Source organism: Mesorhizobium sp. A556, from assembly GCF_054489545.1.
On record NZ_JBTMXA010000005.1, the window covers coordinates 43,126 to 66,629 of the forward strand.

Annotated in this window: 21 protein-coding genes; 9 read left to right on the forward strand and 12 right to left on the reverse strand. The window is 62.3% G+C overall.

All coding sequences use genetic code 11. The annotated features are described in order from the left end of the window. The first annotated feature begins 12 nt into the window (after nucleotides 1-12). Nucleotides 13-882, forward strand: coding sequence for a UTP--glucose-1-phosphate uridylyltransferase GalU (galU, locus tag ACX3P0_RS12405; RefSeq protein WP_459088856.1), 870 nt, complete (start codon nucleotides 13-15; stop codon nucleotides 880-882). Nucleotides 883-934: 52 nt separating this feature from the next. Here galU and ACX3P0_RS12410 read toward each other — a convergent pair whose 3' ends face one another. Next, nucleotides 935-2,692, reverse strand: coding sequence for an outer membrane beta-barrel protein (locus tag ACX3P0_RS12410; RefSeq protein WP_459088858.1), 1,758 nt, complete (start codon nucleotides 2,690-2,692; stop codon nucleotides 935-937). Nucleotides 2,693-2,859: 167 nt separating this feature from the next. Here ACX3P0_RS12410 and ACX3P0_RS12415 point away from each other — a divergent pair, with 167 nt between their 5' ends. Beyond that, nucleotides 2,860-3,840, forward strand: a complete 981-nt coding sequence (locus ACX3P0_RS12415) for a KpsF/GutQ family sugar-phosphate isomerase (RefSeq protein ID WP_459088860.1) — start codon at nucleotides 2,860-2,862, stop codon at nucleotides 3,838-3,840. Nucleotides 3,841-4,045: 205 nt separating this feature from the next. Here ACX3P0_RS12415 and ACX3P0_RS12420 read toward each other — a convergent pair whose 3' ends face one another. The 9 genes from ACX3P0_RS12420 to ACX3P0_RS12460 form a co-directional block, all read right to left on the reverse strand. After that, entirely contained in the window at nucleotides 4,046-4,510 is a 465-nt protein-coding gene (locus tag ACX3P0_RS12420; RefSeq protein WP_459088862.1) for an NfeD family protein, read from the reverse strand. 28 nt (nucleotides 4,511-4,538) lie between these two features. After that, nucleotides 4,539-5,489 carry an SPFH domain-containing protein gene (locus ACX3P0_RS12425; RefSeq protein ID WP_459077937.1) on the reverse strand — a complete coding sequence of 317 codons (951 nt, stop codon included), beginning with the start codon at nucleotides 5,487-5,489 and terminating at the stop codon, nucleotides 4,539-4,541. 108 nt (nucleotides 5,490-5,597) lie between these two features. Further along, a complete protein-coding gene (gene hemH, locus ACX3P0_RS12430; protein ID WP_459088864.1) occupies nucleotides 5,598-6,662 on the reverse strand; it encodes a ferrochelatase in 1,065 nt (354 codons plus the stop codon). Nucleotides 6,663-6,843: 181 nt separating this feature from the next. Continuing rightward, on the reverse strand, nucleotides 6,844-7,227 hold the full coding sequence (locus ACX3P0_RS12435; protein ID WP_459088866.1) for a hypothetical protein: 384 nt from the start codon (nucleotides 7,225-7,227) through the stop codon (nucleotides 6,844-6,846). An 85-nt stretch (nucleotides 7,228-7,312) separates the two neighbouring features. Then, complete coding sequence (locus ACX3P0_RS12440) at nucleotides 7,313-8,758, reverse strand: homospermidine synthase (RefSeq protein WP_459088868.1); 1,446 nt, start codon at nucleotides 8,756-8,758, stop codon at nucleotides 7,313-7,315. 137 nt (nucleotides 8,759-8,895) lie between these two features. Next, nucleotides 8,896-9,795 carry a heme-dependent oxidative N-demethylase family protein gene (locus ACX3P0_RS12445; protein ID WP_459088870.1) on the reverse strand — a complete coding sequence of 300 codons (900 nt, stop codon included), beginning with the start codon at nucleotides 9,793-9,795 and terminating at the stop codon, nucleotides 8,896-8,898. Nucleotides 9,796-9,862: 67 nt separating this feature from the next. After that, nucleotides 9,863-10,525 (reverse strand): aminotransferase class IV family protein, encoded by a 663-nt coding sequence (locus tag ACX3P0_RS12450; protein ID WP_459088872.1) that lies wholly within the window; start codon nucleotides 10,523-10,525, stop codon nucleotides 9,863-9,865. Then, nucleotides 10,474-11,631: an aminodeoxychorismate synthase component I gene (locus ACX3P0_RS12455; protein ID WP_459088874.1), complete on the reverse strand. Its 1,158-nt coding sequence runs from the start codon at nucleotides 11,629-11,631 to the stop codon at nucleotides 10,474-10,476. Before ACX3P0_RS12455 ends, ACX3P0_RS12450 begins: the two co-directional genes overlap by 52 nt. A gap of 16 nt (nucleotides 11,632-11,647) precedes the next feature. Next, on the reverse strand, nucleotides 11,648-13,495 hold the full coding sequence (locus ACX3P0_RS12460) for a M3 family oligoendopeptidase (RefSeq protein ID WP_459088876.1): 1,848 nt from the start codon (nucleotides 13,493-13,495) through the stop codon (nucleotides 11,648-11,650). Nucleotides 13,496-13,684: 189 nt separating this feature from the next. Between ACX3P0_RS12460 and ACX3P0_RS12465 the strand changes: the two genes are divergently transcribed. Together ACX3P0_RS12465 and ACX3P0_RS12470 are read left to right on the forward strand one after the other, a co-directional pair. After that, on the forward strand, nucleotides 13,685-15,202 hold the full coding sequence (locus ACX3P0_RS12465; protein WP_459077945.1) for a sigma-54-dependent transcriptional regulator: 1,518 nt from the start codon (nucleotides 13,685-13,687) through the stop codon (nucleotides 15,200-15,202). 354 nt (nucleotides 15,203-15,556) lie between these two features. Then, nucleotides 15,557-17,383: a DUF882 domain-containing protein gene (locus ACX3P0_RS12470; RefSeq protein ID WP_459088878.1), complete on the forward strand. Its 1,827-nt coding sequence runs from the start codon at nucleotides 15,557-15,559 to the stop codon at nucleotides 17,381-17,383. Between the two features lie 80 nt (nucleotides 17,384-17,463). Here ACX3P0_RS12470 and ACX3P0_RS12475 read toward each other — a convergent pair whose 3' ends face one another. Then, nucleotides 17,464-18,105 (reverse strand): 2-dehydro-3-deoxy-phosphogluconate aldolase, encoded by a 642-nt coding sequence (locus ACX3P0_RS12475; protein WP_459088880.1) that lies wholly within the window; start codon nucleotides 18,103-18,105, stop codon nucleotides 17,464-17,466. A gap of 85 nt (nucleotides 18,106-18,190) precedes the next feature. Beyond that, entirely contained in the window at nucleotides 18,191-19,075 is an 885-nt protein-coding gene (locus tag ACX3P0_RS12480; RefSeq protein ID WP_459088882.1) for an N-acetylmuramidase domain-containing protein, read from the reverse strand. 171 nt (nucleotides 19,076-19,246) lie between these two features. Between ACX3P0_RS12480 and trhO the strand changes: the two genes are divergently transcribed. From trhO to ACX3P0_RS12505, 5 genes are all read left to right on the forward strand, one after another. Then, a complete protein-coding gene (gene trhO, locus ACX3P0_RS12485; protein ID WP_459088884.1) occupies nucleotides 19,247-20,173 on the forward strand; it encodes an oxygen-dependent tRNA uridine(34) hydroxylase TrhO in 927 nt (308 codons plus the stop codon). A gap of 232 nt (nucleotides 20,174-20,405) precedes the next feature. Beyond that, nucleotides 20,406-21,143 (forward strand): tellurite resistance TerB family protein, encoded by a 738-nt coding sequence (locus tag ACX3P0_RS12490; RefSeq protein ID WP_459088886.1) that lies wholly within the window; start codon nucleotides 20,406-20,408, stop codon nucleotides 21,141-21,143. 375 nt (nucleotides 21,144-21,518) lie between these two features. Further along, nucleotides 21,519-22,193: a GNAT family N-acetyltransferase gene (locus ACX3P0_RS12495; RefSeq protein ID WP_459088888.1), complete on the forward strand. Its 675-nt coding sequence runs from the start codon at nucleotides 21,519-21,521 to the stop codon at nucleotides 22,191-22,193. 39 nt (nucleotides 22,194-22,232) lie between these two features. Beyond that, a complete protein-coding gene (locus ACX3P0_RS12500; protein ID WP_459088890.1) occupies nucleotides 22,233-23,231 on the forward strand; it encodes a cation diffusion facilitator family transporter in 999 nt (332 codons plus the stop codon). 65 nt (nucleotides 23,232-23,296) lie between these two features. Next, complete coding sequence (locus ACX3P0_RS12505; RefSeq protein ID WP_459088892.1) at nucleotides 23,297-23,503, forward strand: hypothetical protein; 207 nt, start codon at nucleotides 23,297-23,299, stop codon at nucleotides 23,501-23,503. Nucleotide 23,504 lies beyond the last annotated feature (1 nt).

The window sequence follows — 23,504 nt, forward strand, 5'->3', positions numbered from 1 at the left end:
ATAATCAAACGCATGAAAAAAGTTCGCAAGGCAGTTTTTCCGGTCGCAGGTCTGGGCACTCGCTTTCTTCCAGCCACCAAGGCGATACCGAAGGAAATGCTGACCGTCGTTGATCGGCCGGTCATCCAGTATGTCGTCGACGAGGCGCGCGATGCCGGCATCGAACATTTCATTTTCGTCACCGGACGCAACAAGGGGGTCATCGAAGATCACTTCGATATCCAGTTCGAGTTGAACCACACGCTGAACCAGCGCGGCAAGACGGCGCAACTGGCGAAGCTGGACGCGCTCCAGCCGAAGGCGGGGCAGACGAGTTTCACCCGCCAGCAGGAGCCGCTCGGTCTCGGGCACGCCGTATGGTGCGCGCGCGAACTGGTCGGCGACGAGCCGTTCGCCCTGCTTTTGCCCGACATGATCACGCTGCCGGAGCATGGCTGCATGAAGGATATGGTCGACCTCTACAACCAGACCGGCGGCAGCATTATCGCGGTCGAGGAATGCGATCCGGCCGATACGGACAAATACGGCATCGTCGGCAAAGGCGAAGATGTTCACAGCGGTTTTCGCATCAGCGGCATGGTCGAAAAGCCGAAGCCGGGAACCGCGCCGTCCAATCTCTATATCAATGGGCGCTACATCCTGCAGCCGCAGATATTCGACATACTGGCCGATCAGGAACGCGGCGCGGGCAACGAAATCCAGCTTACCGACGGCATGCTGAAGCTCCAGGCCCAGCAGGCGTTCTATGGCTATCACTATCGGGGCCGAACCTTCGATTGCGGCTCTCCGGAAGGGTTCGTCGAGGCAAACGTCGCCTTCGCGCTGGCCCGCTCCGATACCAAGGAAAGCATGCGCGACGTTATCCGCAAGCTTCTCGATTAAACCAAGTCCGGGAAGGGCTAGTGCGGCGGGGGGATAAATCCCGGCTGCCGCACTAGCGCTGCAGCTTCAGCCCGACGAAGATGCTGTTGGTGGTTGCATCGCGCCCAGGCAGGTTGCTGGTCAGCTTTTCCGTTCGCGCGCGCGTCGTCAGGCCGGTATAGCGGTTCAGCCACCAGGTCAGGCTCGCCTCGGCGCTCAGCGTCCGGTCGCGCGCGTCCGATCCGACATAGCGCCGCCAGTCGACCCCCAGGGCGGCATTGCCGGTCAAATTGTCGCGAATTTGCCGTTCCAGCGACAGCCTGCTGGAATAGAGCAGCGAACCGCTCTCTCCGGGATTTGTCGTGCCTTCGACGATCGTTGAGCCGGAAAGGCCGATCATGGTGCCGCGCTCGGGCGACCATCGCAAGTCCGCGTTCACCGTCGCGCCCGAGACCGGCTCGAGCCGGTCGTCGTCAATGGCTTCGCGCAGCCAGCCAGCGGAAAATTCTCCGGCAAGCTTTTCGCCCAGGTCGAGTTCGACGCCGGCGCTCGCGCCAAGCCGTGTCGCCGAACGTTCATAGCCGCTGTTGTCGATGCGCTGGCCATATACCCTACGGCCGGTTTCCACCTCGACGAAGGGCGTCAGCGCGGGCGAAATCTCGTAGCCGCCGCGAAGCTTGGCCGTGTAGAGCGTGGCGTCGCGATCCTTTTGCGAAAGGATTCCGCCCGACGATAGTTTCGCATCGCCGAAGATGTCGTGTTGAACGGCGCCGGTTAGGGCGAACCGGGCCTTGCCGACATCCTTTTCGATGCCGAGGCTGCCGTCCAGTGTCTGGCGCAAGGGCTGCGAGATCGCTCCTTCGATGGCGTCTGGCGAGGATGCCGATTCCGGCGCCGCCTCATAACCCAGCTTGGCGATGGCGCGCAGGTCGTTGGCCAGGTCGATGTTGAGCGTTCCCTCGACGCGGCCGCGTAAATCGTCGATCTTTTGGCCCGACAGCGTCTTGCGGTAGGTGAGATAGCCGTCGGCGCTGGCGGAATTCTCTCTCCAGTCGGATGCGGCGTTGAGGCGTAGCGTCGTTTCCGACAGCACCGCCGAGGAGCCGTTGAAGCTCGAATCGGCGTTCGAGGTGGCCGTGACACCCTCTTCGAGGCTTGGCCGCAGGATGAAAGAACCGGCCCGGATCCCAACGGCGGCGAAGGGGTCTTCTTCTTCCGGCTTTCGGTCCCCAGCTTCGATGGAGCCTGTCCGCTCGACGCCCGGATCGAGCTGCTGCCTGTCGTCATAGTCGACGGTTCGTGCCCGCCGATTCGCGCGCTGCTGCAATTCGTCGCCGGCCGGGTCGGTGTCGGTCGCATTTGGGTCGGTCGAATTTGTGTTGGCCGCCGTCGCTCGTTTGGTCGGCGCTGGCTTGCCATTTGACGTGGCCGGGATTTCTTCGTCGGTTTTTCTATTTCTGGTCGCGGCGGACGATTGGCGCTTCGGAGCGGCTGCCGGGCGTTCGGAAAAAGGATCGTCGGCTGCGGCCGGCGCGGTTGGGTCGTCGGTGGGGTCGGTCAGGGCGCCGGTGCTGGCCGGGACGTAGGCGGGAGGAAGAAGCGCATCGGAATTCGCTGTCACGGCTTGTCCGGCCTGCGACCGCGCCGGGACCGCACCCGTAATTATCCGGTTCTGCTGGACCGAATTTTCCGAAACCTCGCCGCGCAGGCCCAATTGCTGGGCATAGGCCGACGATGCGCCGGCCCACGCCAGGACGCTTGTCGTCAACAGCAGCGCCAAAGCGGCCTGCCTTGCGCCGGCGCATCGGCTTGTGGAATGGGTACGCGGCATCGTCACCTCGGCGGCGCACGCGCGCCATGCTTACCGAACCGTAAATGGGGATGGTTAATGGAGGGTTGAGAACAGCGTGCTTGCGTGCGGGGCCCGGCCAATTCCGTTGGACAGGAGGCCGTCAACGCAGTAATCGCATGCCGATGGCAATCTCTGGGGTTCCTGGAATGAAGCAGCCGGACCGGCAAGCATCGATCGATTCGGCATTGCGAACCGTCTCGACGGAGAGGGCGGGCGTTGAGGCGCTGGCCCATTCGCTGGAAAACGGCCTGTCGGAGCCGTTTGCGCGGGCTGTCGAGACGCTGGCCGCCATCAAGGGACGTGTCATCGTTACCGGGGTCGGCAAAAGCGGCCATATCGGTTCCAAGCTTGCCTCGACGCTCGCCTCTACCGGAACGCCGGCCTTTTTCGTGCATCCAGCCGAGGCCAACCATGGCGATCTGGGCATGATCGCTGAGGACGACGCGATCATCGCCCTGTCATGGTCGGGCGAGACGGTGGAACTGAAAGGCATCATCGCTTATTCGCGGCGCTTCTCCATTCCGCTTATTGCGATCACGGCGGGCCAGACTTCGGCGCTGGCGCGCGAGGCGGATGTGCTTTTGGCGCTGCCGCGCGCTGCCGAAGCGTGTCCGCATGGCCTGGCGCCAACAACATCGGCGCTTCTGCAACTGGTGGTCGGCGATGCGCTGGCGGTTGCGCTTCTTGAAGCGCGCGGCTTTACGCCAGATCACTTCCGCACATTCCATCCGGGTGGGCAACTGGGCGCGAACCTGACGCAGATTCGTGAAATCATGCGCGTCGGCGACAAGATTCCGCTCGTAGATGTCGGCACTAAGATGCCCGAAGCTGCGATGACGCTGTCGAGGAAAAAACTTGGCTGCGTGTGCGTGGTCGACGAGGAAGGAAAGCTGGTCGGCATCGTTACCGATGGCGACGTCGCCCGTAACTTGCATCGCAACCTCGCCGACATCACGGTGGACGAGATCATGACTCGTACGCCGAAGACGGTCAAACCGCAGATGTTCGCTGGAGCGGCGATTGCGCTGCTTGAAAAATACAATATCAGCGCCCTGGTGGTGGCGGAAGACGACAGGCCTGTGGGCATGGTGCATTTCCACGACCTGCTGCGCATCGGCGCGGCGTAGAGTCCGTTTAGAAGAGCTTCGGCTTGCTGACAAACGCCGCCGTTCCAACATCCGTCATTCTCGAGCTTGTCCCGAGAATCTGCAATCTTTGGTTAAGTAGCTGAAAATTAAAAACTATCCTTATTCCCAACCGTGCGTAGATACTCGGGACAAGCCCGAGCATGACGAGGAAGAACTTGACGTGCATTTTGTCAGCGGCCTGAATTCAGACAGGTTCGACGGTCAGTTCCAGATCGGTTTCCGCTGCACAGACGACGCGCACGCGTGTACCGGCGGGCAGGTCGGGGCCTGACACGCGCCAGAACGTGTCGCCAAGCTGGACGCGGCCGCGCCCTTCGCGGATCGGTTCGGCAAGCGTGGCGGTCCGGCCGATCATCTGTTCGCCGCGCCGGTTGAGCAGCGGCTGGTCGGTTGGCTGGTTGCGCCCGCCCATGAGCTTCTTGCCGACATAGGCCGACAACAGCGACAGCGCCAGAAAGACCAGGACCTGCACCTGCCAGGCCCAGAACCCGGCATCCCACAGCAGCAGCGATATAGCCCCGACGATCAGCGCGGCAATGCCGATCCACAGCAGGAAGATACCGGGCGCGACAATCTCCGCGCCCAGCAGGACGATGCCAAGCACCATCCATGTCCATGGGCCGAGTTCCGAGACGATGCGCTCGATCATGGCTGCTTCCGTCTGACCATGGCCGGCCTCAGTTTTCACCGGTACGGATCACCGGCGGCCGCGAGGCCTGGCGCTGCGCGCCGGCGGTGCCGTCGGGCCGGAAAACTTCCTTGGCGATCTCGCCGATGCCGCCAAGCGTGCCGATGAGCGACGAAGCCTCCATGGGCATCAACACCACCTTGGAGTTGGTCGCCGAACCGATCCGGGCCAGCGCTTCGGTATATTTGAGGGCAACGAAATAGTTGAGCGCCTGAACGTCGCCCTTGGATATGGCTTCCGAAACGACCTGCGTGGCCTTGGCCTCGGCTTCGGCGGAACGCTCGCGCGCTTCCGCATCGCGGAAGGCGGCTTCCCTGCGGCCTTCCGCCTCGAGGATCTGCGACTGCTTCAAGCCCTCGGCATCGAGAATCTGGGCGCGCTTGTTGCGCTCCGCCATCATCTGGCGGCCCATCGATTCGACCAGATTGGCCGGCGGATTGATGTCCTTGATCTCGACGCGCGTGACCTTGATGCCCCAGGGATGCGCCGCCTCATCGACAACGCGCAGCAGGCGCTCGTTGATCGCATCGCGGTTCGACAGCAATTCATCGAGGTCCATCGAGCCCATGACGGTGCGGATGTTGGTCATGGTCAGGTTGAGGATGGCGTTCTGCAGGCCGGCGATCTGGTAGGCTGCCTGCGGCGCGTTCAGCACCTGGTAGAAGGCGACTCCGTCGACGCCGACGATGGCATTGTCCTTGGTGATGATTTCCTGCGTTGGGACGTCCAGCACCTGCTCCATCATGTTCATCTTGGCGCCGATTGCGTCGATGAACGGGACGATGAGGCTGAGGCCGGGCGTCAGCGTCTTGGTGTAACGGCCGAAGCGCTCGACGGTGTAGTTATAGCCTTGCGGAACAGTCTTGATGCCTTTGAAGAGCACCAGGATGACGAGGGCGACAAGCACAAGGACCGCAATGTCGAAACCAGAGAAATCCATTCCGCCTACCCTCAACGCTATACGGCAGGACGGTCATCCGTCTGCTCCGTAAAAGACACTTAAGGGGAATTGGCCACCGTTACAATCGCGGGAGGCTAGGCCGGGGTATCAAACCCAGCCGGACAGTTCGCGCCGAACCATTGCCTCGATCACCGCCATGCCCTCGGCGCTGTCGTTGAGGCAGGGGATATGCGAAAAGTTCTTGCCGCCCGCGGCCTGGAATTCCTCCCGCACTTCGCGGCCGATTTCGTCCAGCGTTTCGATGCAGTCGACGGAAAAGCCCGGATTGACGACGGCGATCGATTTTATGCCGTCCTTGGCCAGTTGCTCGACCGTCTTGTCGGTATAGGGCTGCAGCCATTCCTGCGCGCCGAAGCGGGACTGGAAGGTGATGATCAGTTTCTTATCGTCCCATCCCAGCCGTTCGCGCAAAAGTTGCGTCGTCTTGTGGCAATGCTGGAAATAGGGGTCGCCCTTTTCGAAATAGGCTTTGGGAATGCCGTGGTAAGAGGTGAGCACCACTTCCGGCTCGAAGTCGAGCGTTGCCAGATGGGTCTCGATTGAACTGGCCAGGGCGTCGATATAGACCGGCTCGTCATAATAGGGCGGCACGCTGCGCACGGCCGGCGCGCGGCGCATCTTCATCAGGGCACGAAACAACTGATCGTTGGCCGTGGCCGTGGTGGTCGCCGAATATTGCGGATAGAGCGGAAAGCAGACGATGCGGTCGCAGCCCTGCTCGACCAGCTTTTGCGCAACGCTTTCCGTCGAAGGGTTGCCGTAGCGCATGGCCCAATCGACCACCACGTTGGGAAGATCGGCTAATGCCCGCGCCAGCTTCTGCCCTTGTGCGCGGGTGAAGGTATGCAGCGGCGATTCGTTTTTTTCCCGGTTCCAGATGCGGGCATAGTTGGCGCCCGATTTTTGCGGGCGGGTGGTCAGGACCAGGCCGTAGAGGATCGGATACCAGATCGCCTTGTTCAGTTCGATGACGCGCGGATCGGACAGGAATTCGCGAAGATAGCGCCACATCGGCTTGTAATCGGTGCCGTCCGGCGTGCCGAGATTGACCAGCATGACGCCGACTTTGGCGGGCTTGACCGGCGGAAACCCCTTCGGCAGCGGGCTATCGGCCTTCGCGGCGATCGGATCGACGAGGTCTGGCAAGGTCATGGCAGGCTTTCTCCGGGCATCGTTGCATACCTAACGATGCGCAGCCATGTTTCAATGCCGCGTCTGGCCGCACCTTGGCCGGCAAAGACAAGGAGAACCCGTTCACGTTGAGGCTATCAAGACAAACGGCGGCCATTAGCCGCCGTTATTTTAGCCGTTTGCTCGAGCTTTGCGCTACGTATCATGTTCTCCGGGTGAACGTATAATGGTTCCCATCTATTGCCGTACAGTTGAGTTGGCTTCCAGAAACTAACAGGCAATTAAGGCCAAGAGGCGCGTTGCCACGGGCCGAAGACGTGCCATTTACTTGGACCGAATTTTCTGTGGTTTTTGTATAGCTACCTTCGGCCAATTTGGTCCCGGTCTGAGCGTCGACGGTTGTGAAGTTTCCTGCACTAAATGTAGAAAGGGCTACGCCCTTTGCATCTAACCAAGTTCCTTCGATCCCAACCGGAGTCTGTGCAACAGATGATGGTCCGGAAGGCCCGCTCGTGGTGCAGGCGGCGAGCGCCATAGCTGCCGCCACGGCAAGGCCGCCCGAAGAAATGGTGCGCAAAAGCTTCATATGAAAGTCCTCTCCTCAGTCCGCCCCTTTTCAATCGCCCGATTTCCGGGTGATTGCAAGGCACGCAGGTGGGGGGCCACCCCCGCTATCGCACGAGGATGTTGCGGAACTGCCACGGGTCGGCCGTGTCGATGTCTTCCTCGAACAGGCCGGGGCGGTTATCGAGCGGCGTCCAGTCGGTGTAGTAGCCTTCCACCGGTCCAAGATAGGCCGACTGGACCTCCAGGCAGCGCCGATAGTCGATCTCGTCGGTCTCGACGATGCCGGCCTCAGGGTTTTCCATCGCCCAGACCATGCCGGCAATAACGGCCGAGGTTACCTGAAGGCCGGTTGCGTTGTGGTAGGGCGCGAGCTTTCGTGCTTCTTCCAGCGACAGATGCGAGCCGTACCAGTAGGCGTTCTTCGCATGGCCGTAGAGCAGCACGCCAAGCTCGTCGACGCCATCGACCAGTTCGTTCTCCTCCAGCACGTGCTGCACGCTCTGGGCCTTGCCTTCTGCGCCGAACATTTCGTGCAGCGACAGCACTGCGTCGTTGCAGGGATGATAGGCATAATGGCAGGTCGGGCGATATTTCGCCTTGCCGTCCGCGCCGTGAACGGTGAAGAAATCGGCGATCGAGATCGCCTCGTTGTGCGTCACCAGAAAGCCGTATTGCGGGCCGGGCGTCGGGCACCAGGAGCGCACGCGCGTATTGGCGCCTGGCTGTTCGAGATAGATCCCGACAGCCGAACGGTCCTTGTGCGTCCTGGCGTTTGCCGGCATCCACTTTTCGTTGGTACCCCATCCGAGTTCGGCGGGTTGCAGCCCTTCCGCGATAAAGCCTTCGACCGACCATGTATTCCAGAACACGCCCGCCGGCTTGGGCTTGGCGGCGCGCTGCGTGTCGCGCTCGGCGATGTGAATGCCCTTGACGCCGGCTTTCTCCATGAGCGCTGCCCAGCCGGCGCGGTCGTGCTGAGCCGGTTCGGAGAAGTCCAGGCCGAGGTCGGTGGCGAGATTGAGCAATGCCTGCTTGACGAACCAGGACACCATTCCGGGATTTGCGCCGCAGGTCGAAACGGCGGTGGTGCCGCCGGGTTTGTCGCGCTTTTCCTTCAGCAGCGTCTCGCGCAGCGCGTAGTTGGTGCGGCTGGCATTGTCGGCCTCGGCGTCGAAATAGAAGCCGAGCCACGGCTCGATGACGGTGTCGATATAGAGCACGCCCAGTTCCCGGCAGAGCCGCATCAACTCGACCGACCCGGTATCGACCGACAAATTGACGCAAAAGCCCCGGCCGCCCCCCTTGGTCAAAAGAGGCGTCAGCAATTCCTTGTAATTGTCCCTCGTTACCGCCGCCTGCATGAAGGCGATGCCGCGTTCGTCCAGCGGGGCGCGGTCGATGTCGCGCGGATCGATGACGATTGCCCGCGTCTTGTCGAACTTGAAATGACGCTCGATCAACGGCAGCGCGCCCCGGCCGATCGAGCCGAAGCCGATCATCACCATGGGACCACTGATTTCACCGTAGACGGGCCATTTTTCATTCGCCATTTTCGGGGGCACTCCTTTGCTGTTGAGACGATGGGTTGTGGAACGTCGGTTCCCAGACAAAAACGGGCCGTCAGCGGCCCGTATTGTCGGCGGCAATTATAGAGGGCTGGCTTTGCAAAAGCGAATCCGGGCCGTCGTCAGTCTGCGCCCGCCATGCCCTGCAAAAGAGCGACGAGCCGGTCGCGGTCCGCCGTCATGCCCTTGTAGTCGAGTTGCTTCTCGTCGAGCGCGGAAAGCTGTTCGGCGAAAGTCGCGGCCAGCGTCGCCCGTTCGGGATGCTTGGCCAGCACCTTTAGCGGGTCGAGATGGATGCGGATCGTGAACAGGATGTCCTTTGAGGCCGGCAGTTTCCGCAGCGTCTGCCGCTCGACGCGGATGAAGGCGTGGGCGGCGATATCGCCGTTCGGATAGCGCGACGGGCGGCTGGTGGCGCGCTCGTCTCGCTCGACGTCGGAAAGCGGCTGATAGAGCGCATCGCCCGCCTGGATGGACCAGTTGTAGCGCTCGAGCGGCTGGTCGATCTGCAAGGCGTCGAACATGCGCGCGATCAAGAGGTCCGGCCGGGAGCCGGGGCCGAAACCCGGGACCGGGATATGGATTTCCTGCAGCGGCTTGCCGAATTTTTCCACAAGCGACCATGAGGACGGGAAGCACAGCGAACCGGCGACCAGTCGCCAGCCCTGCTCGCTCCGGCGCATCAGGATTAGGTCTTCCTGGACCAGCAGCGAGGCGGCGTAGATCGGCTGGCTTGCGGGCCAGTTCGATTGATCCGGCAAAGCGGCCCTCGACACGTCCGGAAAATGCCGGCGCATGTGATCGGTAACGAGATCAAGCACTTCCTGTTGCGCTGCTTGGGTACCTGCTTCGGCGACGAGAATTTTTTCGGGTATTTTTGCGTAAAGCCGCCGCTTCTCCGCCAGATGAGCGGAATGGTGCTCGTCGACCTCGATCCAGTTGTCGAGATCGAGCGGCTTCAGCCCGATGGTGAAGAGTTTTGAAGAGCCGTCATAGGGCGTATGGGCAGGCAGATTCGTCAAGATTGGGGTGCTCGCTTGATATATTCCTTGGGTATCAAGCGGCAACCGGCTGCGCAATGCGCGGCTCTTAGACCAGCCGTGCGGGGATCAGACCCCTCAGCGAATTGCCGACGAAAAGCGCCTTGGCGGAATGCAGGTCGGCCATGGCAAGCACCGCCTCCTTCGCCGATCCCCGATCCAGCATTTCCGCGCGTAGCACGCCGGCCAGAAGCCCGCAGCCGAGGGTCGGCGTCAGCAGGGTTTTGCCGCCGAAATCGGCGAAAACCGTGGTGATCGTGCCTTCGCAAATCTCGCCGCGCTCATTGGCCAGCAGCACCTCGTCGGCTTGCGTGGCCGGATATTCGGCGCGCGCCCGCGCATAGATTTCGCGTCGCGTGGTCTTGTGGCGAAGCAGCCCGTCGATGGAAGCCAACCGCGCCTGCGCCAGTTTCACGCGCCAGACCGTGTCGGCCGGGAGCGGTTCATAAGCCTGGGTGGTGGCGCTCGCCGTGCCGTTTCGCGAAAGCACGAGACGCACGCGCAGCGGCAGGGCGGATCGGCTGACAGTGCTTTCGAGCGTCGAGCCGATTTCTTCTGCCTCATGGCCGAAACCGAGTTCCGCTGCCGATGCACGGAGCCGGGCCAAATGGCGCTCGAAGCGGACAAAGCCGTCGCCCGGCTCCCAGCGCATGGTCTCGATCAGGTCGAAGCCGGCAGGCTCCCCGTCGCGAAGCGGGCCTTGAGCAGACACTCCTGGTATTCCTCCTCAACCTTGGAATCGAAGACGATGCCGCCGCCGACATTGTAGACGGCTTCGCCGCCCGGAAAGAGCGACAGCGTGCGGATCGCCACCGAAAAACGCATCGTGCCGCCCGGCGCGATCCAGCCGATGGCGCCGCAATAGACGCCGCGCGGCGTGCGCTCCAGATCGTGCAGGATTTCCATCGCCCGGATTTTCGGCGCCCCGGTGATCGAGCCGCAGGGAAACAGCGCGGCGAACACCTGGCGGATGCTCAGGCCGGTCAGCAGCTTTGCCCGCACGCGGCTGACCATCTGGTGCACGGTCGGATAGGTCTCGATGTTGAAAAGTTCGGGCACTTCCAGCGTGCCGACCTCGCTTATCAGCGAGATGTCGTTGCGCAGCAGATCGACGATCATGCGGTTTTCCGCCTGGTTCTTCTCGTCGTTGCGCAGAAAGGTTTTCAGCGCCGCGTCCTGCGCCTTCGTTTCCCCGCGCGGCGCGGTTCCTTTCATCGGATGCGCTTCAATGACGCCTTCCGCATCGACCTTGAAGAATAGCTCGGGCGATCGCGACAAAACGATTGGCGAGCCGAGATCGACCAGCGCGCCGTACCGCACCGGCTGGCGTTCGGTCAGCGCGTTGAAGGCGGCAAGCGGTTCGCCGGACCATTGCGCATTGACGGGAAAGGTCAGGTTGCCCTGATAGCAGTCGCCCTCGCGGATATGGCGGTGCAGGCGCGAAAAGCGCTTTTCATAATCCTCGAACGACCATGCCGCTTTTGCGTCGAAGATCGGCCCGTTGGTGGCGGGTTGGCGCGGTGCTGCGACTTCACGTTCGGACGGGCCGTCGAAAACGCCAAGGCAGACAAGCGGCGCGCGGCGGCCTTGCGGCAGCAGCGGCACCAGCTTGGGCTCCAGCAGGTAGCCCGCTTCATAGGAGAAATACCCGGCCAGCCATTTGCCGACATCATGGGCTGCCTGCGCGGCGGCCAGTGCCGGCTCGAATTCGACCGCGTCATAGGCTGCGATGATCGCAGAGGGTTGCTCGAACAACACCTCGCGACCGGCAAGATCGTCGCGGAAAAGGGCGAAGGGAGGTGTCATGGGCGCGGGCATGAAATGAAGGGTCCGTTTAGTCCAGCGCTTCCAGTTCGTCGATCAGCCCGCCGATGACGCCAAGGCCGATCTGCCAGAAGGCGGGGTCGGTCGCGTCGAGGCCGAAGGGGGCGAGCAATTCGGAATGGTGCTTGGTGCCGCCGGCGCGCAGCATGGTGAAATATTTGTCCTGAAAGCCGCGCTCCGCGTTCTGGTACACGGCATAGAGCGAGTTCACCAGGCAGTCGCCGAAGGCGTAGGCATAGACATAGAAGGGCGAGTGGATGAAGTGCGGGACATAGGTCCAGAACGTCTCGTAGCCTTCACGCAATTTGATCGCCGGCCCGAGGCTTTCGGCCTGCACTTCCAGCCAGAACTGGCCGAGCTTGTCGGATGTCAATTCGCCGTTCTTGCGCTCGGTATGCACCTTGCGCTCGAATTCGTAGAAGGCGATCTGGCGCACGACCGTATTGATCATGTCCTCAACCTTCTGCGCCAGCATGGCCTTGCGCTCGCGCTTGTCTTTCGTCTGGTCGAGCAGCGAGCGGAAGGTCAGCATCTCGCCGAACACCGAGGCTGTTTCGGCCAGCGTCAGCGGCGTCGAGGCCATCAGCGCGCCCTGGCCACCGGCCAGCACCTGATGCACGCCATGGCCCAGTTCATGCGCCAGCGTCATCACGTCGCGCGGCTTGCCCATATAGTTCAGGAGAACATAGGGATGCACCGACGGCACGGTCGGATGGGCGAAGGCGCCGGGTGATTTTCCCGGCCGCACCGGCGCGTCGATCCAGTGACGGTCGAAGAAGGTGCGGGCGATGTTGGCCATTTCCGGCGAGAAGCGGTCGTAAGCCGTCAGCACCGTGTCTTTGGCCTGGCGCCAGGGAATCGTCGCCTGCGGGGTTTCGGGCAACGGCGCGTTGCGGTCCCAATGGTTCATGGTGTCCATGCCGAGCCAGCGCGCCTTCATCGCGTAATAGCGGTGCGACAGGCGCGGATAGGCCTCGCGAACGGCGGCTGCGAGTGCATCGACGACGGGGCGTTCGACGCGGTTGGCGAGATGGCGTGAATCGGCGATGTCCTCGAAGCCGCGCCAGCGGTCGGAGATTTCCTTGTCCTTGGCCAGCGTATTGGTGATCAGCGTGAAGCTGCGCAGGTTTTCGCGGAAGGTTGCGGCCAGCGCTTCGGAAGCCTTGCGGCGAACCTCGCCATCGGCATCCTGCAGACGGTTGAGCGCCGGCTCCAGCGTCATTTCCTCGCCATCGATGTCGAAGCGCAGGTCGGTCATCGTTTCATCGAACAGGCGGTTCCATGCGCCCCGCCCGGTGATGGATTTCTCGTGGAAAAGCTGCTCGATGCGGTCTTCCAACTGGTACGGCTTGTCCTTGCGCAGGTCGAGCACCCATGGCCGGTAGTGGCCGAAGACGGGGTCGGTATCCAGCGCCTTTTCAAGAGCGGCGTCCTCGATGAAATTGAGTTCGAGCGCGAAGAACAGGAGATGCGCGCTGGCATCCGTCATTTTCTCCTGGATGTCGCCGTAAAGCTTGGCCCGCTGCGGGTCCGAGGTGTTTCCGGCATAGATCAAGCCGGCATAGGAGACGATCCGGCCGATCAGTTCCTCCAGGCCTTCATAGGCCTGGAGCGCCTCTCCAAGCCTGCCGGAATTGCCGCGGCCGGCTTCGGCGGCGAGCGTGCCTTTCCAGCGGTTTTCGAAAGCGGCGGCATCGGCGGCGGCAGTCTTGAGGTCGCGCTCCAGTTCCGGCGCTTCCATGCCGGAATAAAGATCGCCCAGGTTCCACTCCGGCAAATCGCCAAGCGCTGCTGCACGCTGGTCGGCGCCTTGTGCGGGGGAGGCGGTTGCCCTGTGGCGAAGCGAAACGGTGCGCATAACAGATACCTTGTGGAACGGGGTCTTGGGTGGAACGAAGACTTGGGTGGAGCAGGAACCTTGCCGAAAAGGAAAAGCCGATCAAATCCTAAGGGATTCGTTCACCGGCTTTTTTGAAAGCTTATTTAGAACCCTGTGCCAAGATGATCCATAGGGCAAACTTCCTCGGGCGGGCGATTTCCATCAGTCATGGCAGGTTCCATACTCATAGTCGATGACGATCCGGTGCAGCGCCGGCTGCTTGAAGCGGCGGTAACACGGTTCGGCCATACGGCAATCGTCGCGGATGACGGCGAAGCCGGCTTGTCGGCGATGGACGGGCCTAAAGGCCGAGACATTTCCGTGGTCATTCTCGATCTGGGGATGCCGGGCCTCGACGGCATCGGCGTGCTGAAGGCGATGCGCGAACGCGGCATCACCATTCCCGTCATCGTGCAGACCGCGCAGGGCGGCATCGAGACGGTGGTCCTGGCCATGCGGCATGGTGCTTTCGACTTTGTCGTCAAGCCGGCCTCTCCCGACAAACTCAATGCGTCCATTACCAACGCGCTGAAGGTCGAGGCTGTCGGCGACGAAATAAAGCGCTCGGCGCGCCAGGGCGGGCAGCGCCTCACCTTCAAGGACATGATCACGCACAGCCCCGCCATGGAGCGGGTGATCCGTCTCGGGCAGAAAGCCGCGGCGTCCAGCATCCCGATCCTGATCGAAGGCGAATCGGGCGTCGGCAAGGAACTGGTGGCGCGCGCCATCCAGGGCAGCGGCGATCGCCGGACCAAGCCTTTTGTCACCGTCAATTGCGGCGCGATTCCCGACAATCTGGTCGAATCCATTCTGTTCGGGCACGAAAAAGGATCGTTCACGGGCGCTACCGAGAAACACACCGGCAAATTCGTCGAGGCCCATTCGGGCACGCTGTTCCTGGACGAGATCGGCGACCTGCCGCTCGACGTGCAGGTCAAATTGCTGCGGGCTGTGCAGGACGGCGAGGTCGATCCGGTCGGAGCCCGCTCGACGGTGAGGGTCGACATAAGGCTGATCTCGGCTACGCACCGCGATCTCCTGCAACGGGTCAAGGACGGAGCCTTTCGCGAGGATCTTTTCTATCGGCTGAACGTCTATCCCATCTTCGTGCCGCCGCTTCGGGACCGGCGCGACGATATCGAGCATCTGGTCAGGCATTTTCTCGACAAGGTCGGGCCAGCCGATCCGCGCCGCCGCCTGAGCGGCATTTCCGATGCGGCCCTTGCCATGCTCCGAGCCTATGACTGGCCCGGCAATATCAGGCAGTTGGAAAACGCTGTGTTCCGGGCCTCGGTGCTGGCCGAAGGCGATGTGCTCACCGAAGAGGAATTTCCGCAAATCCGGGCGCAGGTCGAAGGCGTCGTGCGTCTTGGCGCCGAGGCGGAGGCTCCCGCCGTTGCGGCTGAAACTCCGGCAGAGGATGCGTCCGCACTGACGGCCACCGGCGCGCGGGCCGATCTTGTGCAAGCGCGGCCGGGAAGGCTGGACGCGCTGGACGAGCGGGGCAATGTCCGCTCGCTTGCTTCGGTCGAGCTGGAGATGATCAAGCTTGCGATCGACCATTACAACGGACAGATGAGCGAGGTAGCCCGCCGCCTCGGCATCGGCCGGTCGACGCTTTACCGCAAGCTTAAGGAATACGGCATCGATCCTGAAACCGGCCGGATGGAGAGGCTCGCATCCTGACGGCGTGGACAGTGTCCACGCCTTGCACTTGCCCGGGGAATGCGAGCGACAATCACGCATTGTGGCGGACGGTAACAGATAGTGTTGGTGACTACGCCGAAAATTCATCTAAACCAACGGTTTACCACGATTGGCTGATGCCGGTTTTCGCCAGGGTATCGCCATGGTGTTACCGCATTTGAACTTCAATAAGCGATGATTAACCATTAGGATCGATAATCGGATGTGACTCGGTACATCCGTTTGGTCAAATCCGGGGACAAACGGCAGCCTTTAGGGCCATTTGATTTGAACAGAATCGAACGACACGCACATGGGCGGCGTAAGCCAGTCTGGCCGCGATGGTTGGCCGCGATGGTCTTTGCTACCGGCCTTCTAGCCATGAGTTCGGGCGGTGCATCCGCCTCGACGCGGTCGTTGAAATTCTATCACCTTCACACACACGAAAAGGCCGAAATCGTCTACAAGCGCAATGGCCGCTACGATGCGGCCGGCCTGAAGAAGATCGACCATATCTTGCGCGACTGGCGGCGAAACGAGCCGGTCAAGATCGATCCGCGCCTGCTGGATCTGGTCTGGGAGGCCTATCGAGCCACAGGCTCGCACGAATATATCCAGGTCATTTGCGGCTACCGCGCGTCAGCCACCAATTCGATGCTGCGCAGCCGCAGCAAGGGCGTGGCGCAGAAAAGCCAGCACGTTCTCGGCAAAGCGCTCGACTTCTATATTCCAGGCGTGCCGCTCAAGAAGCTGCGCGATATCGGCCTGAAGATGCAGGGTGGTGGCGTCGGCTACTATCCCACTTCCGGTTCGCCCTTCGTCCACATCGATGTAGGCAATGTTCGCCATTGGCCGGGCATCAGCCGTCAGGAACTCGTGCGCGTGTTCCCGAACGGCAAGACCTTGCATGTGCCGAGCGACGGCAAGCCGTTGCCCGGTTATGCGCAGGCGCTCGCCTCTTACAAATCGCGCAAGAGCAGCGGGACGACGGCAATCGCTCTCGCCAGCGCCACCAGTTCCAGCCGGTCCGGCGGCCTGCTTGCCGCCCTGTTTGGCGGCGGTGCCGACGAAGAGGACGACGTTGCCGATGTCGCGACGGCGGCTCCCAAGGCCAGAACCGCAAAGGCGGCCCCAGCGGCAAAGAATAGCCTGCCCGGCATCACCATCGTAGCGCCTGAGAACGCGAAGCGCACCGACCTTGTCCAGGTCGCGGAAGCCGCGCCTGAACCCGAAGCGGATTTGCAGCCGCAAACGCCTGAAAAGATCATCGCCGAACTGCCGGCGCGCAGCATCCCGCTACCCGGCTTTGCACCTCGGCCCAAGGTGGATGTCGGCGTGCAGGTGGCCGAAGTCGCACAGCCGGCCGAGCCGGATAGCGTTCCGTTCGCGGTCGCGTCCGCGCAGCCGGTAGAGGCAGCACTTCCGGCAACGGCCGACGTCCCCTTCGAGGCTGCAAGCGAAGTACCGTCTTCCGACGACGCGCCGCAAATTGCCGCAAACCATGTCCCGCTGCCCAGCTGGCGGCCGGAGATGAGGACGACCTCCGATATGATGCCCAAGGATGCGATCCTGCTGGCGCTTGCCGATACGACCGTCAGCGGCAATGCGGCAAGCGACGTATTGGCGGTGTTGCCTTCGGCGCGGCGGGCCGTTGCCACGCCCGTCGACACCAAACTGGCCGATGTCAGGCAGGCTCAGGTTACGCGCGACGAGATCAAGGCGGTTCTGGATCGTGTCTCTACCGCCGATTATCAGGTGGCTTCGCTGGCAACCGCGCCACGCTCGGCCTTCAGCGATCCGGCCGGGATCGATGCGGCATCGCCGCGCGTGGCTATAGCTAGCCGCCCGTCCGGGTCCGATCCCGCCTCAGCCATCGGTGCCGGGGTGAAGACGACCCGCAAGGAAGCCCGCGCCAGCGCGCGCGACCTCAAGCCCGAACCAAAGGCGATCGTGGTGTCGGCCGAGCCGAAGGCTGCCCGCTGGGCGCTGCACAGCGCGGACTATGTCGCGACGGTTTCGGATTCCACGACCGCGCCGCGTTATGCCTACAACCTCGTGCGTACCGCGCCGAGCGAAGTCTATACGAATGGCTTCCAGTCCGGCAACGAGATGGCCGCCGCCAACCGCTTCACCGGCAATGCGGTGAAATTCCTGTCGGTGGCCCGCTTCCAGACCAAGTAAAAATACATTCGACCGCAAAAAAGGCCGCGCTGTTTGCGCGGCCTTTTTCGTTGATGGGCGAAGAAGTTTGAGGATCAGACTCAGCTTTGGCCGAGCCTGCTTGCCTCGCGAGCCAGCGCCTCGATGGCTTCCCATTTGCCGGCCTTGACCAGGTCGTCCGGGGCAACCCAGGAGCCGCCGACGCAGGCGACATTGGGCAGGGCCAGATAGTCGCCGGCGTTTTTCAGGCCGATGCCGCCCGTCGGGCAAAAGCGGACGTCGGCGATGGGCGAGGCCAGCGCCTTGAGAAATGCCGCGCCGCCGGCCTGCTCTGCGGGGAAGAATTTCAGGAAATTAAGCCCGGCTTCTCTCGCGGCCATGATTTCGCCCGGCGTGATGGCGCCGGGAAGCAGCGGGACCGGGCTGTCTTGAGCGGCGGCCAGCAATTCGCGGGTGATGCCGGGGCTGACGATGAATTTCGAGCCTGCCTTGGCAGCATCCTCGAACTGGCGCGCATTCAGGATAGTGCCTGCACCGACGACGGCCTCTTCGACTTCCGCGGCAACGCGCCGGATCGCCTCGAGCGCATCGGCGGTGCGCAACGTGATCTCGATCATCGGCAGGCCGCCCCGCGCCAGCGCCCGCGCCAACGGAACGGCATGGGCGACATCGGCGATCTTCAGCACGGGGATCACCGGCTGGCCGTTGAGAAGGGACATAAGCAGTTCGGTCTTGCTGGACATTTCGATCTTTCTGGAAGGCGTGGTGAATTTCAACCGATTAACATGAGGGCGGTTTGCTGTCCACGATGCGCGCGGCGAGGCCGTTTCAGCTTCGCCCGAACAGCCCCGCCAGCCAGCCGGTGAGCCGGTTCCAGACTTTCCCCACGGGGCCGGGGGCTGTCAACGCGCCCTCGATGGCGGCGTTCGTTCTTGCGCCGACGATCCCGTCTATCGCCAGGGCGTGATCGCGCTGGAACGCCTTGACAGCCTGCACTGTGGCCGGCCCGAAAACACCATCGGCGGCGAGCGGATAGCCGAGCGCGGTCAGATCGTGTTGCAGATCGGCGACGGACGTTCCTTTCGAACCGCGTTTGAGCAGGGGCATGGCAGGCCGTGCCTTCGGATCGCCGGACGAATAGCGCGAATAGGCGGTGGCGAGCTTGGTCTCATAGGCGTTCCGCTTATAGGCCGGGCCGTTATAGGAGCGGGCAAAGCCTGCCCAGTCGTGCTTGCGCAGCGCGTCGCGCAGGCCGGCCTTGTCGATGTATTGCATCATAAGGCGGACCTGGCCTGCAACGCCCGAGCGGGCGGTGGCCACGAGCGCATCGACGTCGGCATAGCCAAGCCATGCCCAGTGCGCGCCCATCACCTGCCCCAGGCCCCAGGACACCGATTCATAGGCGGCCTTGGCGTCTATCGCTGCCGCCTGCTCCAGCATTCGCCAGCGGGCGGTTTGCGTCCTGGGGTTGGCGATCGCGCCGGCTACCGGTGCGGCGAGGCCTTTTTCACGGGCGACGGCCCGCTTCCTGTCGCTTAGCCGCCGGTCGAAATAATGCGCCTCGAAGCGTATCAATGGTTCTCGCCTGCCATCGACATCGGCAAAGGCGGTGCCACCGCTTTCCACATCCGCAACCGCCAGAAGCGCTGCTGGCTCGATGTCGAGGCTCTGAGCAGCCTTGGTGATCTCCAGAATAATCTCTTCAGCGAACATGGCGAAAAACCTCCCGTTTGGCGAGATTCTCACGCCATTGCCCGGCCTGTGGACAAACTGCCGGCAAGGCCGCATCGGGTATTCTTCGCGGCGCGCCTGTAAGGCCTTGATCGAATACCGAAACAGGCTTTGGCTTGATCCGATGCGCCTGACCGTTTAGGGGCTTTTGCGATGAGCGTTTCCACATCCCTGCATCCGTTTCGCGTCGCCGCGCTCTACCGGTTCTGCCGGCTTGAGCGGTTCGAGGAATTGCGCGCGCCGCTGGTGGCGTTTTGCGGCTCGCATGGCGTCAAGGGCACGCTGCTGCTCGCCTCGGAAGGCATCAACGGGACGGTCGCGGGCACGGAAGCGGCGATCGCCGGATTGATCGCCTATCTTGGGGCCATCCCGGAATTTGCCGGCCTCGAGGTGAAATTCAGCAGCGCCGACGCCATGCCGTTCCGCCGCATGAAGGTTCGGCTCAAGCGCGAAATCGTCACCATGGGCGTCCACGGGATCGATCCGGAACGAAGCGCCGGCACCTATGTAGCGCCGTCGGACTGGAACGCCCTGATCACCGACCCGGATACGGTCGTCATCGATACGCGCAACGGATACGAAGTCTCGCTCGGGACGTTTCAAGGGGCGCTCGATCCCGGCACGGAAAGCTTTCGAGAGTTTCCGGCATGGGTCGAAGCGCATCGGGAGGAACTCGAAGGCAAGAAAATCGCCATGTTCTGCACCGGCGGCATTCGCTGCGAAAAGGCGACGGCCTTCGTAAAGGCGCAGGGTATCGAGAACGTGTTTCATCTGAAGGGCGGCATCCTGAAATACCTCGAAGAGGTGCCGGCCGAGCAAAGCCTGTGGGAGGGCGAGTGCTTCGTCTTCGACGAGCGTGTTTCGGTGTCGCACGGGCTTGTCGAGGGCGAGGCGGAACTTTGCCGCGCATGCCGCTTCCCGCTGACGGCAGACGACCGGCTTTCGCCGCGCTATGAGCCGGGCGTTTCCTGCCCGCATTGTTATGAGGGCCGTTCGCAGGACGATCGCGCGCGCTATGCCGAGCGCCAGCGCCAGGTGGAACTGGCGGCGGCACGAGGCGAGGAACATATCGGCGGCTAAGAGCCCATTTGCTAACTCTACCCAGCCGGTCATCTGACGCAATTTTCTGCGCTTCCGGTGCTCACGTACTGATGTACGCTCCGCTTCGGTTCTCGAAAACCACGCCATATGCCTCGGCAGGGCGAATTATCAAACGGACTCTAAGAGCTTGCCGTCATTGTAATGCCAAGGTTGCACCCCTACCTCATCGGCACCTGAAACCGGTCCATGGCTGGCCAATCTGGAGGCGTTGATGTTCGATCCCAAGAAGCTGCTCGACGATCTGCTTGGTTCGCAAGTTCCCGGTACGAGCGGGACGGTGCGCGACAAGGCGGGGCAGGCGGTGCAGTACGCCAAGGACAATCCGCTGGCCGCCGGCGCATTGGCTGCGGTGCTGCTTGGAACCGGAACGGGCCGGCAGGTTACCGGCGCGGCGGTCAAGCTCGGCGGTCTGGCGGCTATCGGCGGCCTCGCCTACAAGGCGTATCAGAACTACCAGAGCGGCAAGGCGCCCGCCGATGCACCGGTCGCGAGCGAGCCCGAATTGTTGCCGCCGCCGTCCGATACAAGATTTCACCCGTCGCAGGCGCCGCAGGGCGAAACCGAATTCGCGCTGATGCTGGTCCGGGCGATGATCGCCGCAGCCAAAGCGGATGGCCGGATCGACGACGAGGAGCGCCGCAAGATCGGCGAGAAGCTCAGCCTTTCGGGTATGGCCGGCGAAACGGAAGCTTTCCTGAAGGCGGAACTTGACGCGCCGTTCGATATTGGCGCGCTGGTCGCGTCTGCCCAGAGCGAAGAGCAGAAGGTCGAGCTTTATACAGCCTCGCGTCTTGCCATAGATGCCGACACCCGCGCCGAGCGCGGCTATCTCGATCTGCTTGCGGGACGCCTCGGCCTTCCGGACGCGCTGGTCGATCACATCGAGGCTACGATCTCCTCCGTAAAAGTGCCCGCACCGGCCGGAACCACGCCGAACCCGCGCTGGTGACCGTGACATGGGAACGGCGCTTTTCGCGTTAAGATTTCGTTAACCGAACAAGCGCATGATTTTCATCAGTCGGATAGGCTTTCCTCCTCCCAAGCCAGTCCGGATCGGGGCGGTCGCCAATGACCGCCCTTTTTGTTGCGGCCAGATCGACCTCAGCAATGCGCCGACCGGGATGGCGCAGCCGATGGCCATTTGTCTGCCGCGCGGGCACTCGATGTCGCGACGGCGCGGAAACCGCGCTGGTCGAAGCCCACGGTCCGGGTGGATCATTATATTGGTCCAGTTAGGTGCTAAATCGAGCTTTCGACAGGTTGCTCATTCGACACGGCATTTTTGAAAGCCTGCGCGTGGTATCAAAACAAGGGGGATTTTTGCGTGTCCGACGATCTCAAGAACTGGAAAGCGCGACCGCGGCCCGAACGCAAGATCATGGATGGCCGTTTCGTGCGGCTTGAGCCGTTGGATGCGGGCAAGCATGGCGACGGCCTGTTCGCGGCATCGACCGTACCGGATGCCGACGGCCGATTTACCTGGCTGTTCGAAAATCCCCCCGAAAGCCGCGCCGCGTTCGATGCCTGGATCGATAAAGCGCAAGCCAGCGAAGACCCCCTGCAGTTTGCAGTGATCGACAAGGCCAGCGGCAAGGTCGCCGGGCGGCAGACGCTGATGCGGATCGAGCCGAACCATGGCGTCATCGAGATAGGCAGCATCTATTGGGGGCCGCTGATTTCGCGCAAGCCGGCAGCCACGGAGGCGCAGTATCTGTTCGCTCGCTATGTGTTCGATGAATTGGGCTACCGCCGCTACGAATGGAAGTGCCACAACGATAACGCGCCATCCAAGCGCGCGGCAGAACGGTTCGGTTTCAAGTTCGAGGGCATCTTCCGCCAGCACATGGTGGCCAAGAGTGGAAATCGCGATACGGCTTGGTATGCGATCATCGACAAGGAATGGCCGGCGCTCAAAAAGGCCTATGAAAACTGGCTTGACCCTAGCAACTTCGACAGCGAAGGCGTACAGAAAAAGCGCCTCGAGGATTTCTCTAAGTAATTGAGGCGTAAGGTTATTTCATCACACGGAAGGTATGTGATGACACACGCCCACGATGACGGGCCGCATGGCCACAGCCATAGCGGCGGGGCGCATGTCCATGCGGGCACGGACAAGAAACGCGTGCTGATCGCGGCCTGCCTGACCGGCGGGTTCATGGTCGCCGAGGCGATTGGCGGTTGGCTCACCGGTTCTCTGGCGCTGCTGGCCGATGCCGGCCACATGCTCACCGATTCGGTGGCGCTGGCGCTCGCATGGTATGCGTTTCATCTGGGCGACAAGCCGGCCACCGGCCGCCACACCTATGGCTTCGGCCGGGTCAAGACGCTGGTTGCCTACACCAATGGCCTTGCCATTTTCGTGGTGGCGCTGTGGATCTGCTACGAGGCGTGGAGACGGTTCGAGGCGCCATCGCCTGTGTTGGGTGGGCCGATGCTGATCGTTGCCGGGCTCGGCCTGCTGGTCAATATTGCCGGGTTCCTGGTGCTGCATGGCGGCGACCGCGAAAGCCTCAACATGCGCGGCGCCATATTGCATGTGCTGGGCGATCTGCTGGGATCGGTTGCGGCGATCGCGGCGGCCATCGTCATCCTGCTTACCGGCTGGATGCCGATCGACCCGATCCTGTCGGTGCTGGTGGCGGTGTTGATCCTGTTCAGCGCCTGGCGGTTGATGCGCGAAGCGGCACACGTGCTTCTGGAGGGAACGCCTTCCAGCCTTGACCGCGACGGGGTTGCCGCCGATCTGGTGAAGAATATTCCCGGCCTGCGTGAAGTCCACCATATGCATGTCTGGTCGCTCGACGGCACAAGCAATATGGCAACGCTGCACGCCTGTCTCGTCGAGGGCGTCGATCCTTATGAAACGGTGCTTGCCGTCAAGCAGCGGTTGAGCGCAAAGCACGGCATCGACCATGCCACGGTCGAGCCTGAATTCGGCCGGTGCGCCGATGGTCCGGACCATCATCATGACCACGCGCAAGCGGACGACGATCACGATCATGCGCACAATACGCCGCGGCCCCGGCACTATCATTAGCGGGCCGCGTTGAGTAAGACCCGTGCTGTCTGCCTCACTTCAATTTCCGGACCGGGGTTAAGAAAATGGATCGCGACAACAGGAATGCGGCAATCGCCGCTGCTGTGATCTTGGTGCTGTTCTTCGCCTTTGCCTATTACCTGCCGGTCATCATGCTGGCAGCGGGCAAGGTCTCGGGAATATTGGCGGGCCTCGTCGTGGCCGTCTTCATGCTGGTGCTGTTCGTGGTTTTCTGGCTGCGTGGCCGCAGCCAGCGCCGCAAGGGCAATTGAT